Annotated in this window: 11 protein-coding genes, 1 CRISPR repeat array and 1 riboswitch; of the genes, 10 read left to right on the top strand and 1 reads right to left on the bottom strand. The window is 32.2% G+C overall.

Annotated features, from left to right (window positions below):
* Positions 1-8: 8 nt before the first annotated feature.
* The 4 genes from cas1b (at position 9) to nhaC (ending at position 12,759) form a co-directional block, all read left to right on the top strand.
* Positions 9-1,001 (top strand): type I-B CRISPR-associated endonuclease Cas1b, encoded by a 993-nt coding sequence (gene cas1b, locus ACFWUA_RS06025; RefSeq protein ID WP_416197166.1) that lies wholly within the window; start codon positions 9-11, stop codon positions 999-1,001.
* 21 nt (positions 1,002-1,022) lie between these two features.
* Positions 1,023-1,280: a CRISPR-associated endonuclease Cas2 gene (gene cas2, locus ACFWUA_RS06030; RefSeq protein ID WP_416197167.1), complete on the top strand. Its 258-nt coding sequence runs from the start codon at positions 1,023-1,025 to the stop codon at positions 1,278-1,280.
* A gap of 367 nt (positions 1,281-1,647) precedes the next feature.
* Positions 1,648-10,887: direct repeats of the CRISPR family, unit length 30 nt; unit sequence GATTCTAGACTACCTATAAGGAATTGAAAC.
* A 97-nt stretch (positions 10,888-10,984) separates the two neighbouring features.
* Positions 10,985-11,113, top strand: coding sequence for a hypothetical protein (locus ACFWUA_RS06035; RefSeq protein WP_416197168.1), 129 nt, complete (start codon positions 10,985-10,987; stop codon positions 11,111-11,113).
* Positions 11,114-11,325: 212 nt separating this feature from the next.
* On the top strand, positions 11,326-12,759 hold the full coding sequence (nhaC, locus tag ACFWUA_RS06040) for a Na+/H+ antiporter NhaC (protein ID WP_416197169.1): 1,434 nt from the start codon (positions 11,326-11,328) through the stop codon (positions 12,757-12,759).
* Between the two features lie 471 nt (positions 12,760-13,230).
* Here the strand turns inward: nhaC and ACFWUA_RS06045 are convergent, their stop codons facing one another.
* Positions 13,231-13,617, bottom strand: coding sequence for an RrF2 family transcriptional regulator (locus tag ACFWUA_RS06045; protein WP_416197170.1), 387 nt, complete (start codon positions 13,615-13,617; stop codon positions 13,231-13,233).
* Positions 13,618-13,815: 198 nt separating this feature from the next.
* Positions 13,816-13,990, top strand: a riboswitch (cobalamin riboswitch).
* 95 nt (positions 13,991-14,085) lie between these two features.
* Between ACFWUA_RS06045 and ACFWUA_RS06050 the strand changes: the two genes are divergently transcribed.
* Genes ACFWUA_RS06050 through ACFWUA_RS06075 form a run of 6 tightly spaced genes read left to right on the top strand, consistent with a single transcriptional unit; the run spans position 14,086 to position 19,305 of the window.
* Positions 14,086-14,859: a sirohydrochlorin cobaltochelatase gene (locus tag ACFWUA_RS06050; protein ID WP_416197171.1), complete on the top strand. Its 774-nt coding sequence runs from the start codon at positions 14,086-14,088 to the stop codon at positions 14,857-14,859.
* A 15-nt stretch (positions 14,860-14,874) separates the two neighbouring features.
* Positions 14,875-15,876, top strand: coding sequence for a FecCD family ABC transporter permease (locus ACFWUA_RS06055; RefSeq protein WP_416197172.1), 1,002 nt, complete (start codon positions 14,875-14,877; stop codon positions 15,874-15,876).
* Complete coding sequence (locus ACFWUA_RS06060) at positions 15,876-16,670, top strand: ABC transporter ATP-binding protein (RefSeq protein ID WP_416197173.1); 795 nt, start codon at positions 15,876-15,878, stop codon at positions 16,668-16,670. The genes ACFWUA_RS06055 and ACFWUA_RS06060 overlap by 1 nt, the downstream gene beginning before the upstream one ends.
* 22 nt (positions 16,671-16,692) lie before the next feature.
* Positions 16,693-17,529, top strand: coding sequence for an ABC transporter ATP-binding protein (locus ACFWUA_RS06065; protein ID WP_416197174.1), 837 nt, complete (start codon positions 16,693-16,695; stop codon positions 17,527-17,529).
* A 2-nt stretch (positions 17,530-17,531) separates the two neighbouring features.
* A complete protein-coding gene (locus ACFWUA_RS06070; protein WP_416197175.1) occupies positions 17,532-18,266 on the top strand; it encodes an ABC transporter permease in 735 nt (244 codons plus the stop codon).
* A gap of 25 nt (positions 18,267-18,291) precedes the next feature.
* Complete coding sequence (locus ACFWUA_RS06075) at positions 18,292-19,305, top strand: ABC transporter substrate-binding protein (RefSeq protein ID WP_416197176.1); 1,014 nt, start codon at positions 18,292-18,294, stop codon at positions 19,303-19,305.
* Positions 19,306-19,336 lie beyond the last annotated feature (31 nt).

Below are 19,336 nucleotides of genomic sequence, written 5' to 3' on the forward strand. Positions count from 1 at the left end.
GTGAAAATATGAAGAAAACATTATATGTTTTCAATGATGGAGAAATAAAGAGGAAAGATAATACTTTATGCTTTGAAACAAATGAAGGGAAAAAATATTTTCCTATAGAAGATATAAATGATATATTTATATTTGGAGAAGTAAGTTTAAATAAGAGTTTATTGGAATTCATGTCACAAAAAGAAATTTTGTTGCATTTTTTCAATTATTATGGATATTATACAGGAACCTATTATCCACGTGAACATTACAATTCTGGTTATATGATACTTAAGCAAGCTGAAAATTATTTAGATGAAGATAAAAGACTTTTAATTGCTAGTAAATTTGTAGAGGGAAGTAGTAAAAATATACTAAATGTAATTAGATATTATAAAAATAGAGACAAAGATTTACAACATATAGAGGAGAGTATTATTTCTTTGCAAGATAGAATTTCATGTTGTACCAATATAGGTGAATTGATGGGAATAGAAGGGAATATAAGGGATATTTATTATAAGGGTTTTAATACAATTATAGATAATGATGATTTTATATTTGAACAAAGGACTAGAAGGCCGCCGAAAAATCAATTAAATGCTATGATTAGTTTTGGGAATTCAATTTTATATGTATTGATATTGAGTGAGATATATAAAACCCATTTGGATCCTAGAATTGGTTATTTACATTCAACTAATTTTAGAAGGTTTACACTAAATTTAGATGTAGCCGAAATATTTAAACCAATAATCATAGATAGGATTATCTTTACACTTTTAAGCAAAAAAATGATTACAAAAAATGATTTTGAAGAAGACTTAGGAGGAATTTTATTAAAAGAAAAAGGCAGAAAAACTTTTGTTCAGGAATTTGATAAAAGATTAGTAACTACTATACAGCATAGAGAATTGGGAAGGAGTGTATCATATAGAAGATTGATTAGACTAGAGTTGTACAAGTTGGAAAAACATTTTATTGGTGAAGCTAGCTATGAACCTTATATTTCAAGATGGTAGAGGATGTGAAGAGGCTTGTTTGTGATACTTGTGTATGATATTGGAGAAAAAAGGGTTGCAAAAGTTTTAAAAACTTGTAGAAAATATTTGTATTGGGTACAAAATTCCGTGTTTGAAGGTCAAATATCGGAGGCAAATTTGACAAAGCTGAAAGTAGAATTAGGAAGGATAATCAATTATGAACAGGATTCTATCATTATATATAGTTTTAGGACTACAAAATATTCAAATGTAGAAATAATGGGAATAAAAAAGGGTGGAGAGGATAATTTTTTATAGATATTGTTAAAAATAATTTGTCGTCGACCTATAATAGTGCAAAAACCCCTGGAGATCGACGACAAATTATTTTTTGTCTGAATTGAGTAGTTGCAATAGTTATAAGAAAAAATATTAAGTTTACGTAATAAATAAAACTGATTTTATGACATTGACAAAAATGAGAGAATGTAGTAATATCAAGGTGTGTAATTAGATTCTAGACTACCTATAAGGAATTGAAACTTTCCCTCTTCTTATAAGCCATTATTATAACTAGATTCTAGACTACCTATAAGGAATTGAAACTTTATGAATTAGATTCTAGACTACCTATAAGGAATTGAAACCCAGCCTAAAGTAAGCAGTAAATTTTTCGATAATAAAAGATTCTAGACTACCTATAAGGAATTGAAACCCGAGTGGGATTTAGAACAGCATGGACTCATTGATGATGGATTTAGACTACCTATAAGGAATTGAAACTTTCCATTTATATCCTATTTTCTGCTTATTTTAGCTGATTCTAGACTACCTATAAGGAATTGAAACTAGCGAAGTAAAAAATATAAACGATTTTGACAAATATGATTCTAGACTACCTATAAGGAATTGAAACATAAACTTGGCTTACTAGCTCCAAAGAAACTTGCTCCGATTCTAGACTACCTATAAGGAATTGAAACTTGGATGAAATAGTAGCTTATATAGCCTTAAAAGTAGGATTCTAGACTACCTATAAGGAATTGAAACTTGTATGCACTTTTAGAATGTTATTATTATATTGTAGGATTCTAGACTACCTATAAGGAATTGAAACTTCTAATCAAGGTAGCAATATTTTTATGTGGGAAGATGGATTCTAGACTACCTATAAGGAATTGAAACTAGTAAAAGTTGATAATGTTATATCTACTGATTTAGTGATTCTAGACTACCTATAAGGAATTGAAACTCATTTCTCCGACAAAAAGACTTTACAGTATTAACGATTCTAGACTACCTATAAGGAATTGAAACACTCTAAATATAAAAAATAGTTGAAAAGTTTTAAGGATTCTAGACTACCTATAAGGAATTGAAACCCTCCTGCCTTGTATACCTCTCTTTTACTTTTCCCAAGGATTCTAGACTACCTATAAGGAATTGAAACTAAAAAAGGGTTGCAATATGTTTTTATTTATGATAGGATTCTAGACTACCTATAAGGAATTGAAACCCAGATAGGGGAGAGTGGAGCTTTTGATGCTATGAAGGATTCTAGACTACCTATAAGGAATTGAAACTATAAAGAGGATAGCAGACTATATAACAATAGTTCACGATTCTAGACTACCTATAAGGAATTGAAACACCAAATCTATTTCTAAATTCTTAATATCTTCTACGGATTCTAGACTACCTATAAGGAATTGAAACATGGATACTAGGGTTGAGAAGTGTGTATGGTGTGCATGATTCTAGACTACCTATAAGGAATTGAAACACTACTTTAATCATTACTTAACCTCCTTAATAATTCGATTCTAGACTACCTATAAGGAATTGAAACTATAAAAGTGATTATCTTATATAATATATAAGTAAGATTCTAGACTACCTATAAGGAATTGAAACTCTACTAGTTGGACTTTCTGAAAATCATCATAAATCTGATTCTAGACTACCTATAAGGAATTGAAACGGCTAATTACATCATCGTCTACAATACTTTCAAGTTGATTCTAGACTACCTATAAGGAATTGAAACCTTCTTTTTCTGTTTTAAGTAGCTTTTTATTTGCTAGATTCTAGACTACCTATAAGGAATTGAAACTACGTTTCATTATGTCGGTCTGTCCACTCGAACACCTGGATTCTAGACTACCTATAAGGAATTGAAACATTAATACTTATATTGATAGAATAACAAGAATTTCAAGATTCTAGACTACCTATAAGGAATTGAAACTATTTCGAGAAAAAAGGCGAAAGCTGGTATCTAGTAGATTCTAGACTACCTATAAGGAATTGAAACCGCTATCTAAATTAGCAAAATTCACCATGAATATAGATTCTAGACTACCTATAAGGAATTGAAACTCATATCAATTATTTTCATCATTTATAAAAACTCCTGATTCTAGACTACCTATAAGGAATTGAAACAAATTAAGGCGGGTTTAAACCCACCTTAATTATTGTTGATTCTAGACTACCTATAAGGAATTGAAACCCAGCTATTGAAGAATTATTTAAGGCAGATGGTTTAGGATTCTAGACTACCTATAAGGAATTGAAACAAGAAAATATTACTACAGAAACTGCTGTAATTACTAATAGATTCTAGACTACCTATAAGGAATTGAAACCCAGCCTAAAGTAAGCAGTAAGTTTTTTGATAATAAAGATTCTAGACTACCTATAAGGAATTGAAACCAGGATGTTCTATTTCCTCGCCTTCCACCCTGAATTTGATTCTAGACTACCTATAAGGAATTGAAACTTTCTTCCTCACTTGGCACTCCTCCCATAGCTTCATAGATTCTAGACTACCTATAAGGAATTGAAACTTAATGACCTCCCCAAACTTCACTCAACTTCTATAAGATTCTAGACTACCTATAAGGAATTGAAACGAGAATACTCCAATATCCTCAAGAGCGAGTCAAAATGATTCTAGACTACCTATAAGGAATTGAAACACTGCTACTACATTTAGGTCCGATAAATCTTGATACCCGATTCTAGACTACCTATAAGGAATTGAAACGGGATAGTATCACCTATAAGGTGGTGAGAAAATAATGGATTCTAGACTACCTATAAGGAATTGAAACAATACTCCACCATCTGAAGGGGCAGTTATAACAGGATTCTAGACTACCTATAAGGAATTGAAACATAATCAAGGTAAAGAAATTTTTACTAAGCCTGAGACGATTCTAGACTACCTATAAGGAATTGAAACTTGAAAAGTTTAAAGATATTCAAATAACTAAAGAGGTGATTCTAGACTACCTATAAGGAATTGAAACCTTTTTTACCTTTTGTTGTTTTTCTTTGCGTTGAACGATTCTAGACTACCTATAAGGAATTGAAACAAATTTTTTACTTTACTTTCTTCAAATAAATCCAAAAGGATTCTAGACTACCTATAAGGAATTGAAACCTATATCGCCCACATTTACTTTATTAAATGGTTTTGCGATTCTAGACTACCTATAAGGAATTGAAACATAAATTAAAAAAACAAGTAAAAGAAGGAAATGTAAAGATTCTAGACTACCTATAAGGAATTGAAACCATATATTGAGTAACTACAAAACATTCCCGTAGAGGGATTCTAGACTACCTATAAGGAATTGAAACTATCCTGTACTACAGGTTTAAATCCATACTCTTTTGCGATTCTAGACTACCTATAAGGAATTGAAACAGACCAGCAGAGATATACAAGAGGAGCAGGACAGTGAGATTCTAGACTACCTATAAGGAATTGAAACCTATTTCTTCTCCTACATCATCTATAGATACTTTTTTGATTCTAGACTACCTATAAGGAATTGAAACCACCATCAACATATCCAAGTAAGACCTTATTTATAGCGATTCTAGACTACCTATAAGGAATTGAAACTTAGAAGAGTGGAAGCAGAGTACACTCAAATGTGGGGATTCTAGACTACCTATAAGGAATTGAAACGAAGAAGCAATAAAGTTCTATGAAAATGGAATTGCAGGATTCTAGACTACCTATAAGGAATTGAAACTAGGAATAATGGCAGACGATGAAAGAGAAGTATTTTTAGATTCTAGACTACCTATAAGGAATTGAAACTGCTACGTATATTTCTGTTTCTTCGTCTAGTGTAACGATTCTAGACTACCTATAAGGAATTGAAACTCCATATGAAGGGTGCAGTGTATAGTTCCCTGCCTAGATTCTAGACTACCTATAAGGAATTGAAACTCCATATGAAGGGTGCAGTGTATAGTTCCCTGCCTAGATTCTAGACTACCTATAAGGAATTGAAACATAGTGGGAAGTATGGTAGGCTTTTTCATTTGGTAGATTCTAGACTACCTATAAGGAATTGAAACCGAACACCTGTTTGTTGAAGTCAGTTTTCCTTATTTTGATTCTAGACTACCTATAAGGAATTGAAACACTAATATCATTACTAAACCGTTTAAAAGACTATTTGGATTCTAGACTACCTATAAGGAATTGAAACGAAAATTATGACTATGATAGAAGAATAGGCAACCTAGATTCTAGACTACCTATAAGGAATTGAAACTCCTTTTAGCTAACCCTCAATATGCAACTGAATTGGATGATTCTAGACTACCTATAAGGAATTGAAACAATGACAAACACGCATGAGAAACTTATGGAAGCAATTGATTCTAGACTACCTATAAGGAATTGAAACATAGAACAGATGAAGAAGCAAGGAGCAACGTCTAACCGATTCTAGACTACCTATAAGGAATTGAAACTAGGAAAGCCTGTAACATACACAAGTAGTGATAAAGATTCTAGACTACCTATAAGGAATTGAAACTCAGAAACTCGTCTCGAATCTGATACATAAGCTGTGATTCTAGACTACCTATAAGGAATTGAAACATAATTCAATCAAGACTATAGCTCTTCTTAAATCAAGATTCTAGACTACCTATAAGGAATTGAAACAAGTTCCATTGTTTTTTCTGCTATATATTCAGCCTTGATTCTAGACTACCTATAAGGAATTGAAACAATGGAGTTAAAGATATTCAAGTAGAAGTTAGTTTAGATTCTAGACTACCTATAAGGAATTGAAACTGCACTACGATAAATTCTGGATTCATGGAATAAGGGCAGATTCTAGACTACCTATAAGGAATTGAAACATAGAGATAAGGGAGAGTTAGAACTAATGAAGTATTTGGATTCTAGACTACCTATAAGGAATTGAAACCGAAAGAGGTATATGATACATATACCTGTATGTTCGGAGATTCTAGACTACCTATAAGGAATTGAAACAGACCAGCAGAGATATACAAGAGGAGCAGGACATGGATTCTAGACTACCTATAAGGAATTGAAACTCTGCTACTTTTTCAGCCTCTACAAGGCTGTTGATGTGATTCTAGACTACCTATAAGGAATTGAAACTTAAATGGTTTTTCGGATTTTTCCGGTGCTTTTTCTGGGATTCTAGACTACCTATAAGGAATTGAAACGAGTTAGATGAAGAATTGAACAAGGTTTTAGATGAGATGATTCTAGACTACCTATAAGGAATTGAAACTAAGATAGTATCAATACTAGGTTCATAACTTTCTTGGATTCTAGACTACCTATAAGGAATTGAAACCTATATCATCCAAAGCTAATCCTGTGGCATTTAAAGAGATTCTAGACTACCTATAAGGAATTGAAACTTGTCTACAACCCCATCTACTTGCCATTGGTCTCTGATTCTAGACTACCTATAAGGAATTGAAACCTACATCTTCAAAATCATCTAGTGTTTTCTTGGGATGGATTCTAGACTACCTATAAGGAATTGAAACTGCACACACCAAGACCACAGGAAGTAGCGGTATTTGGGAGATTCTAGACTACCTATAAGGAATTGAAACGTTATGGTAGAAGGGGAAGATGAAATAGCACAATCAGGATTCTAGACTACCTATAAGGAATTGAAACTAGAAAAGGAAAAAGTAGCCAATAAAAAGCTACTTAAGATTCTAGACTACCTATAAGGAATTGAAACGCAAAATATGCAGAAAAAGTAGGTTTTGATGGTATAGGATTCTAGACTACCTATAAGGAATTGAAACAGAAGAGGGAGAAGCCACCTAAAAAAGTGAAGAATGAGATTCTAGACTACCTATAAGGAATTGAAACAATTCTATTTTTAGTTTCTGTGCTGGTGTTAATAACTGGATTCTAGACTACCTATAAGGAATTGAAACTAATAAGTATGTTAACTTCCCTTTCTTTTGTATTTACGATTCTAGACTACCTATAAGGAATTGAAACACGGAGCACCTAGAAACCAGGATTTAGAAATAGAAGTTAGATTCTAGACTACCTATAAGGAATTGAAACATATTTGACTATGACAGCAACAACAACTTGACACTTAGATTCTAGACTACCTATAAGGAATTGAAACTCACTTATTGCAGAGTCAATATATTCAGAGCCAAGGATTCTAGACTACCTATAAGGAATTGAAACTGAACAAAAAAAAAGAGAACGTTCGTTCTCTTTTTGATTCTAGACTACCTATAAGGAATTGAAACTTTTTTTCGCTTTGTAACAACTCTAAAAATCCAATAGATTCTAGACTACCTATAAGGAATTGAAACTTAGCTACCTTTTCATTCTCTACAAGGTTGCTAATATGGATTCTAGACTACCTATAAGGAATTGAAACTATCCTCTGAAAGATTATCTAGGCTCTTTTTGCCCGATTCTAGACTACCTATAAGGAATTGAAACTATACTTCACCTTTTCGGTCTGTCCACTCGAACACGATTCTAGACTACCTATAAGGAATTGAAACTAGAGAATGAAAAGGTTGCTAACAAAAAACAAGCACCAGGATTCTAGACTACCTATAAGGAATTGAAACAGTTATAATCCTTCTCTAAAATGATTTTAGAGCGTCTGATTCTAGACTACCTATAAGGAATTGAAACTTTTCTATCAAGCTGGGATTCGATTGAATCCCAGTCAAGATTCTAGACTACCTATAAGGAATTGAAACAAAGGGACTCCAAAACAAATAGCTTGGGCAGAAAAAGATTCTAGACTACCTATAAGGAATTGAAACTTTCTGGGTAACTGTAGCAGTGCAAGCAGCAGAAATGGATTCTAGACTACCTATAAGGAATTGAAACACCCACGGAAACCAATTTTAGTCCTGAAGATACAGACAGATTCTAGACTACCTATAAGGAATTGAAACTCAATTAAAATAATATTAAAAAATGAGGTAAAAAAAGATTCTAGACTACCTATAAGGAATTGAAACCAATTACAATAGAATTACAACAACAAAATAAAACATTGATTCTAGACTACCTATAAGGAATTGAAACACATTAAACCAGGCTCAAGCCGTAGAGAACATTTTATGATTCTAGACTACCTATAAGGAATTGAAACTTCATTTCATCGGTCAATTCTAAGTCGTATAAAATGGATTCTAGACTACCTATAAGGAATTGAAACTTAGCAATCTTTTCAGCCTCTACAAGGTTGCTAATATGATTCTAGACTACCTATAAGGAATTGAAACAAGAGTTTAACAAATTAAAGAAGGATGTTAAGGGAGATTCTAGACTACCTATAAGGAATTGAAACCTGCTATTATGTTATTTTTCCCTTTATAAACTATAATGATTCTAGACTACCTATAAGGAATTGAAACCTAGCACAATCTATAGCTTCTTCACAGGCTTCACATGATTCTAGACTACCTATAAGGAATTGAAACTAAGCTGAAAACAGAAGAACATCAACAAAGGAGGAAAGATTCTAGACTACCTATAAGGAATTGAAACTTCAAAGGTGTTTATGTGAACAAGCATTAGAACCTGCGATTCTAGACTACCTATAAGGAATTGAAACATTTTTCATAGAAAGGTTCATACATTTTATTATAATCAGATTCTAGACTACCTATAAGGAATTGAAACCATATTTATCCTTGACATTATAAACGAACTCGTTTAGATTCTAGACTACCTATAAGGAATTGAAACGCGGCAGCTGGGGCGTCGGTGCTAGGGCTGGGGTGTTGATTCTAGACTACCTATAAGGAATTGAAACGACTTGAATCGATTAACCGGGACTAAGCCGTTGGAAGATTCTAGACTACCTATAAGGAATTGAAACTTAAAAACGCTAACAGGAGAGTATGGAGGAGGAAGGAGGATTCTAGACTACCTATAAGGAATTGAAACGTAAATAATCGGCCATGAGGATATTGTCCTTGTCTATTGATTCTAGACTACCTATAAGGAATTGAAACTAAGAAGACACCTTTACAGGATATAGATATAGAACTGGGATTCTAGACTACCTATAAGGAATTGAAACTTCTCTCAATCTCTATAGTGGTAGGATTTTGTTCTATGATTCTAGACTACCTATAAGGAATTGAAACATAATTCCGATAAAACTGATTTTATAAGAAATTCATAGATTCTAGACTACCTATAAGGAATTGAAACTAGAAAAAGACGAGAAGGGCAAGGATAGAAAAAGAAGATTCTAGACTACCTATAAGGAATTGAAACACTTCTTCATGGTATCCACCTCCTTCTAGAATAAAGATTCTAGACTACCTATAAGGAATTGAAACAAGTCACATACCTGACAACCTTTCCAATATCTACACTGTGATTCTAGACTACCTATAAGGAATTGAAACAATGCAGTGACCCACAAATATATATATCATTTTTAGGATTCTAGACTACCTATAAGGAATTGAAACTTTTATTAAATGGTTTTACATTTTCTGGTTTTTCTGGGATTCTAGACTACCTATAAGGAATTGAAACATGACAATGCCAGCATAAAGCTATAACAGAGTGCTCAGATTCTAGACTACCTATAAGGAATTGAAACAACACTTCTCGTTCATCTTTCGTAATCGCAATGATATCGATTCTAGACTACCTATAAGGAATTGAAACTTCATTTCATCGGTCAACTCTAAGTCGTACAATATGGATTCTAGACTACCTATAAGGAATTGAAACTGCACTTTTTATAATGTAACTATTATATTGTACTGTTCGATTCTAGACTACCTATAAGGAATTGAAACCCTGGGGAGCATGGAGAGGACCTAGTCATAGGAAAAGATTCTAGACTACCTATAAGGAATTGAAACTTCCAAAATTATTAAGCTGTTTACCTTGTTTAGGATTCTAGACTACCTATAAGGAATTGAAACAGAGGAAGGAGATGAGTGAGATGAACGACATATTCCAAGATTCTAGACTACCTATAAGGAATTGAAACATGCTAGATACTGAACTAGATAAAGAGGGGAATAAAAGATTCTAGACTACCTATAAGGAATTGAAACTGCTCTATCCCCTTCTCCGTCAATATTTCAATGATTTCGATTCTAGACTACCTATAAGGAATTGAAACTACTGTTCACCATGTCTGTCAGTCCACTCGAACACTTGATTCTAGACTACCTATAAGGAATTGAAACATATATAGCAAAGAAAACACTCCGAACACTCCAAAAAGATTTTAGACTACCTATAAGGAATTGAAACTCATCCTCCTATCTAGCCTACTCTTCTTCGTCTTTGGATTTTAGACTACCTATAAGGAATTGAAACTCAACAATTCTATTGTTTGGAAGATTGTCAACAACTTGATTTTAGACTACCTATAAGGAATTGAAACTATAATATTCTAATTCTGGAATAAGCAATAATAAATCGATTTTAGACTACCTATAAGGAATTGAAACAGTATTCTCTATCCTTTTTATAAAAATCCGGTGCCAGATTTTAGACTACCTATAAGGAATTGAAACCTCGGCCTATTATCAGTAGAGCCTACTGGAAATACAGGATTCTAGACTACCTATAGAGAATTCAAGATATTGTGGAATGGTCTTTAAGGTCTTTTGACATTTAGCAAAAAATATATGATAAAAGAACAACTATTGAAAGATGCAATGGCAGGTTTTAAAAATATTTGAGTTTAGATAATATAAGGTTTAAAGGTGTCAAGAAAGTTAAAGTGTATGAACTATTAAATTGTATAACGTTAATAGCTAGAACTATTGTAGTAAACTTAGATAAATTATCAGATGAAGCTATCTAACAGTATATAAATGTTTGAATATTATATATGGTAATTAGGAGGTTTTTGCAAATTTATAAAATCTATAAAATTAGAATGTCAAATTTAAAATCTCATTTTTAATGAGCTGTTGTTTCATACTCTTTTTTATTTAATTTTATAGATTCAATTGTGCAATTTCCTCACTTAATATTTTAAGAAAGAATAGCTATCCAGAAAGGAGGAAAAGAAAAATGAAAAGGTTAAACAAAGTTAAAAAACCATCTTTAGCTCTGTCATTAGTACCTTTTATTTGCCTTATTTGTTTCATGCTTATAGGAGTAGTGACACTTAAGGGAGAACCTCAGATATCATTAATATTAGCTTGTATAGTTACGGCATTTATTGGGAAAAAATTAGGGTATACATGGGCTGATATGGAACAAGCAATGATTGATGCCAATGCTATGACGATGCAAGCAAATTTTATTATTATGATAGTAGGTTGTTTGATTGGCGTTTGGATGGCAGGTGGTGTAGTCCCTGGAATGATTTATTATGGTCTTAAGTTTTTTACTCCAAGTATGTTTTTATTTTTGTTACCTATGATATGTGCAGTAATTTCTATTTCTACAGGAAGTGCATGGAGTACAGCAGGAACTATGGGAACTGCAGCCATGGGAATAGGAGCAGGATTAGGAATACCGCCAGCTATAACGGCAGGTGCAGTAGTTACAGGTGCTTCTTTTGGGGATAAACTATCTCCTTTGTCAGATAGTACAAATTTAGCTGCAGCAGTTACAGGAACAGATGTATTTGATCATGTAAAACATATGTTGTATACTACAGTTCCAAGCTTTATTATTTCTGTAGCATTGTTTGGGATTATGGGATTGAGATATAAAGGGACAGCTGTAGATACAACTCAAATAAATAATATTTTAAATACGCTAGAGGCTAATTTTAATATCACACCTTTAATATTTATAGCACCTTTGTCAGTAATATTGATGATTGCATTTAAAGTTCCTGCAGTGCCAGGAATGATAGGAGGAACAATTATAGGAGTTATATTTTCATTGGCACAAGGAGCTAATGCAAGCCAAGTATTATCAAATTTATTTTATGGGTTTGAAATAACAACTGGAAATGCAATGGTGGATAAGTTGTTAAATAGAGGTGGACTTCTTGAGATGATGGAAACCATTTCATTAGTTATATGTGCTATGTCTTTTGGAGGGCTTATAAAGAAAATAGGTTGTTTAGATAGTATACTTGAAGTAATACTTAAGCATTGTCATACTAGAGGATCAATTATTTTAGCTAACGTTGTAGCTTGTATTTCCATGAACTTTATGGCAGCAGACCAATATATGGCTATTGTAATACCAGGACAAATGTTTGGATCTATTTATAAAAAGTTAAATTTACATTCTAAAAACTTATCAAGAACATTAGAGGATGCTGGAACTTTAACTTCAGGACTGGTACCTTGGTCTACTTGTGGTGCTGTTTACAAGACAACATTGGGAGTAAGTGCATTTCAATATGGTAGATATCATTTTTTAGGACTTATTAATCCTATTATAGCAATAATATATGGATTTGCAGGTATTGCTTTAGCACCGCTAGATGAGAGTAAGCCAATAGTTAAAGATTTAAGACAAGAAGTGGCTAGAGAAATTTAAATGATAAATAATTTATTGTAATAGAAAAATATATCTAAAATTTAATGTACAGTAATCTCTTGTTTAGGAATTACTGTACATTTTATAGTTTGATAGGTATGTAGTGTTAAGATACATGGATTAACCTGTGAGAGCTTATGAGTAGCAATACAGTACCAACAACGAATTATGATGTATATAACGGTTTTTGCCAAAGTTAGTTAAAATCCAAACAAAAGTATGTCAAAATCATTAGTTCTAATATTAATTAAGAAGGATTATTTTAAATACCTAATATGTAAGAAATGTATCTTAATAAAAAGGCTGTAAAAAATATTTAGAACCTGATGGAAATAGGAATCAAACATCAAGAGGAGTAAAAAAAGAAGGAAACTTTATGACTTTAAAGATTTAGTTAAAAAATGCATATCGAAGGGATAAGTTCTAAAGAAATATATTTAAAAAGTAAATGCAAAGAATAGGGATTTTCCCCTATTCTTTGCATCTGTCTATGATATCTTGAAATGATACTGAATCTAAATCATTTTTAAAATTTTCTTGGATTTCCTCCAATGTTTTATGTATAGGGCATTTTTCTGGTCCTTTGTTGTTGCATTCTTCTGGATGTTCAAGACATCGATTTAAGTAAATAGGCCCTTCTATGGCCTCTATGACATCTTTAAAAGTTATTTCACTTGGTGCTTTTTTTAGAGCATAGCCGCCCTTAACTCCCATGAATGATTCTACTATATCTGCATCTCTCAATTTTTGAAGAAGCTTTAAAAGAAATCTCAATGGTATATTTTGTTTTTCAGCTATTATATTAGCACTCAACTTTGTTCCTGATTCTAGTTTCGATAGGTAAGCTACTACTCTCAATGCTAATCAGTTTCTTGCGTTATTTTCATAGTATGCTCCTTAAATATCACTATTTTTTCTCTCATTATATCCAAGAAGGGCTATTTTGTCAACATAATCTTGATTATTAACTTATACTTTAATAGTATAAAATAAGCATTTTGAAATATATACGTTGAAAGATTTTTTTTCTTATGATAACATTATGTATGAAAAAGTGAATATGAGAAAAGTATAGGTATTTTTTAAAAGGGAAATCGGTGAAAATCCGATGCAGCCCCCGCTACTGTAAGTGGGTACGAAATCAACATAGTCCACTGGATTTTTTCTGGGAAGGCGTTGAAAGTAGAATGATCCACAAGCCAGGAGACCTGCCTATAGCTTTTTTTAAGTAAGTCTTCGGTGGGAAGTCTGTACTTTTTGTTATGTTTAAAAAAAGTAAATTCCATAGTCTTCTGAAGACTATGGAATTTTTATTGGGGTGATGAGATGAAAAAGGCCATTTTAGTTGTAAGTTTTGGTACAACTTATGAAAAGACGAGAAAAAAATGTATAGAGGGTGTGGAAAATAGAATTAGAAGTAGGTTTTCTGATTTTGAGGTGAGAAGGGCTTTTACTTCTCAAATGGTGATAAATAAGTTGAAAAATAGAGATGGAATAGTAGTAGATAATGTGAGTGAAGCACTGAATAGGTTGAAGAAAGATGGATTTGAACAAATATATATACAATCTCTTCACATAATACCTGGGCATGAATTTGAAAAATTAATTGGACAAGTTCATGAATTTGAAGAAGTAAATAAAAGTATTCATATAAGTATTGGAAGACCATTGTTGTTTGATGAAGGAGATTATGAAAAGGTGATAAATGCATTAAAAATTGAGGATTTAAGGGAAGATGAAGCTGTGGTTTATATGGGTCATGGGACAGATCATATTAGTGATAAATACTATGATATGCTTCAACAAAGCTTTAGAAAAAAAGGTTTCCAAAGAATTTATATTGGTACTGTTGAAGGAAAGAAAACTATTGAAGATATAATCCCGGTTTTGAAGGAAGAAAAGATAGATAAGGTCACATTAAAACCTTTTATGTTGGTGGCAGGAGATCATGCTACCAATGATATGGCAGGGGACGGGGAAAACTCATGGAAAAGTATACTTTTAAAAGAAGGATTTCAAGTTGAAACATGCATGACGGGATTAGGAGAAAATGAGAGAATACAAGAATTATTTATTTCTAATTTGGAAAATATGATCTAGTTAGGAGAATTGTTTATGGATAGTTGCGAAAAAAAACATGGAATGAATAAAGGATTTATATTGATTTTACTCATGGTTTTGTGTATTGCAAGTTTTTTTATAAGCATTGGAAATGGTGCTGTCAAAATATCTCCTAAAGAAATAGTTGACGCAGTTTTTTTTGAAAAGGATACGATAAATTATCAAGTTATATGGAATGTGAGACTTCCTAGAACTATAGTTGCAGGGCTTGTGGGGATATGTCTTTCATTGTCAGGTGCTATTTTGCAAGGAATCATGAGGAATCCTTTGGCAGGTCCCAATATTATAGGGGTTTCTTCTGGGGGAGGGCTTATGGCTTTGACAATTCTCATACTGTTTCCTGAATTTTATTATTTAGTTCCAGTAGGTGCTTTTATAGGTTCATTGTTAGCTACTTTATTTATATATTGTTTAGCTTGGAAAGATGGTGTTCTTCCTACACGACTTATTTTAGCGGGCGTAGCTGTTTCATCGCTTTTAAATTCAGGGATAAATGCTCTTATGACTTTTTTTCCAGACAAAGTTGCAGGGGTTATAGGTTTTATGGTGGGGGGACTTTCAGCTACTACTTGGTCTCAAGTAAAATTGTTGTTCCCATACGCAGTTGTAGGAGTGTTTTTGGTTATGTTGCTTCCAAATAAATTAAATATATTGATGTTAGGTGATGAAGTGGCTACTGGATTGGGACTAAATGTAGAAAAAACTAGATTTAGTTTTATAGTTCTTTCATCTTTATTCGCAGGAAGTGCTGTAAGCGTTGTTGGACTTTTGGGATTTGTAGGTCTTATAGTACCTCATATGACTAGACTTTTTATAGGCTCAGACTATAGGTATTTGTTTCCAGGCTGTATATTCTTTGGCTCTTCAGTAGTTATATTGTGTGACACTTTGGCTAGAGTCTTATTTGCACCTATGGAAATTCCTGTAGGAATTATAATGTCAGCTCTTGGTGCTCCATTTTTCCTATATTTGTTAAGAAAAAAGGAGAGTGTTTAATGATGGGGATTAAAGTGGAAGATCTCTATGTGAATTATGGCGACAAAGAAGTCATAAAAGGGGTAAACTTTCAAATTGAAGACGGATATGTAGTGACTATCATTGGACCTAATGGTTCAGGAAAGTCGACTATTTTAAAGGCTATATCTAGATGTTTAAAGCCTGTAAAAGGCAAGGTTTATTTAGATGATGAGAATATTTACACTATAAATACCAAGAAGGTAGCTCAAAAATTAGCAATACTTCCTCAAGTGAAAAATGTATCTTCTGATGTGGTTGTGGAGGAATTGGTTTCTTATGGAAGATATCCACATTTGGGATTTGGAAAGAAATTGAAAAAAGAAGATTTAGAAATCGTGGATTGGGCTATAGAAAAAACTGGGCTAAAAGATTTAAGAAAGAGATTTGTATCTACTCTTTCAGGAGGAGAAAGACAAAGGGCTTGGATAGCTATGTCACTTGCTCAAAAACCTAAAATATTGCTACTTGATGAACCTACTACTTTTTTGGATATTTCTTATCAATTAGAAGTACTTGAACTTATAAAGGAATTAAATGAAACCTTAAATCTCACAGTAGTCATGGTTCTTCATGATTTAAATCAAGCTGCTAGATATTCTGATGAAATATTTGTTATAAATGATGGAAAGTTATCTAAATCTGGATGTCCAAAAGATATAATAAGCACTAGTTTACTTAGAGATGTTTTTAGAATTAAAGCAGATATATATGAAGATTCAATAAACAATTGCCCTTATTTTATACCTAAGAAAATAGATAAAATTGTTAATTAGATAGGATATGGATGTGATTTAATTGATAGAAATAATTGATGTGTCTAAAGTGTTTGGAGAATTTACAGCTGTAGATAATGTAAATTTAAAGATTGAATCTGGAGAATTTTTAGGTCTTTTGGGGCCTAATGGTGCAGGGAAAACTACACTTATAAAGCTGCTTACAGGACTTTTAAAGCCTACAAGTGGTGCTATTTATATAGATGGGGAAAAAATGTCTAGAAGCAATATGGAAATAAAAAAGAGAATAGGCGTAGTTCCTCAATATACCAATTTAGATAAAGAGTTGACTGTCTATGAGAATTTAATTTTTGCAGCTAAATTGTTCAAGATAAAGGGCTATAAAGACAAAATAGAAGAGCTTCTTACATTTATCGAACTAGAAGAACACAAGAATAAAAAAGCTATGAATCTTTCAGGCGGAATGCAAAGAAGGCTTATGATAGCTAAAGCTCTTATCAATGATCCAGATATTATTTTTCTTGATGAACCTACTGTGGGAATTGATTTAAATGGAAGAAGGAAGATATGGGATATACTTAAAGGAATGAAAGCTATAGGTAAGACTGTACTCCTTACAACTCATTATATTGAAGAGGCAGATTATCTATGTAATCAAGTTTGTTTGATAAATAATGGGAAAGTATTCAAAAAAGAAACTCCTGAAAAACTTAAAAATGATTTAGGCATATATACTGTTGAATACTTTGATAGTGAAATGAAGACCAGATATGAATATTTTAAAGATAAAAATGGAGCAGAAAAGTATATTTTAAATACTGAATACATTTCTTATACCATAAGGAAAACAACCTTGGAAGATGTGTTTTATAACTTTACAAATAGAAAGGTAGTATAAAAATGGAAGTTTTCGCTGTATTGTGGAGAGAGTTTATTTTTTTTAAAAGGAGATTTTGGAAGATAACAACTTCAGCTATTATGACTCCCCTTTTATATCTTATAGCTTTTGGTTGGGGATTAGGTAAAGATATAGTCATAGAAGGAGCAACATATATGCATTTTGTTATTCCAGGAATAATTGCTCTTTCTACTATGAATACAAGTTTTAATGCTGTAGCCATAAGAATTAACATTTCAAAGCTACATGAAAAAAGTTTTGAATATTATTTAACTTCTCCAGTGAACATGAATTTATTGGCTTTTGGTCATGTTCTTGCTGGTGCACTTAGAGGAATGTATGCAGCTTTTTTGATATTTCTTATATCATTTATATTTGGTATAAAAATATATGTGGATTTTTATTTTGTACTTATTTGTTTTTTAAACAGTTTTTTATTTGCAGCTTTTGGATATGGTGCTGCTCTTTCAATAGAGAGTCACTATGATATGAGTAGGTTTACCACCTATGTAATGACTCCTATGTCGTTTTTGTGTGGTACTTTCTTTTCACTTAAGAATTTGCCTCCTGTAGTGAAAGAAACAATAGGGATATTGCCTCTTTCTCATACTTCCCAGTCCCTAAGAGATATTGTATTGAAAGGGCAGTTTGACCATAAATCTATATTAGTACTTTTAATTTATGCAATAGGATTTTATTTTTTTGGTGTGGGCATGAGCTATAAAGAGATGAAATGAAAATTAAAGAAATGGAGTGGTGAAAATGAAAAAGTCAAAAATGTTAGTTTTAATTCTAGCTATTGCAATGGTTTTGTCAGTTTTCGCAGGATGTACTGACAAAGAGGCAAATAATGAGAGCAAGGAAGTAAACAAAGAGGAAAGCAAAGAAGAAGTTGTAGAGGAATATGGTATATCCATTGATGAAAATTCTGTAACTTTCACAGATGCAAGGGACAAAGAAATAACAATTGACAAGAAACCTGAAAGAGTAGTTTGTTTGTTTAATTCATATTTGGACATTTGGTACAAATGTGGTGGAGAAGTTGTAGGACGAGTAGATTCTGCAAAGGAGAAACCAGTGGAAGGTTCAGAAAATGCAGAAGTTGTAGGTGGACCTGGGGAACCAAGTTTGGAAAAAATCATATCCTTAAAACCAGATTTGGTTATACTTACTGCAAACTTTAAAAAGCAATTGGAAATAGCTGAAATGTTGGAACAAAATAATATTAAAGTTATTGCTTTGGACAATGAAAACAAAGAAGATTATTTCAGAACTGTAAGATTGTTTACAGCACTAACTGATAGAGAAGATTTATATGAAAAGTATGAAGGAGAAGTAAGGGCTGCTATAGATGATATCATAGAAAAGGCTCCAAAAGATAAGAACTATAAAGTCTTGATACTTTTTGGTAGTGCAAAGGGCATTACAGTTAGAGGTTCTGATTCTATGGTTGGAGATATGCTAAAAGATTTAAATACTATAAATATTTCAGATTCAATCAATGATTCTTCAGATTCTAAAACTTTTAGTATGGAAAAGATAATAGAGGAAGATCCAGATTTCATATTTGTTCAAACTATGGGAGATGTGGATAAAGTCAATGAAAGATTGAAAAAGGATGTAGAATCTAATCCAGCATGGAGTTCGTTGAAGGCTGTGAAAAATGGTAGATATATATTTTTGCCAAAGGATTTGTATATGTACAAGCCAAATGATAGATATGGAGAAGCTTATGAAGGACTAGCTAAAATATTGTATCCAGAAGTATTTAACTAGAATGTAAGCAGCAAGGATTGTGAAAATCTTT

The organism is Sporanaerobacter sp. (genome assembly GCF_047830725.1).
In the GTDB taxonomy this organism is placed as follows: Bacteria; Bacillota; Clostridia; order Tissierellales; family Sporanaerobacteraceae; genus Sporanaerobacter.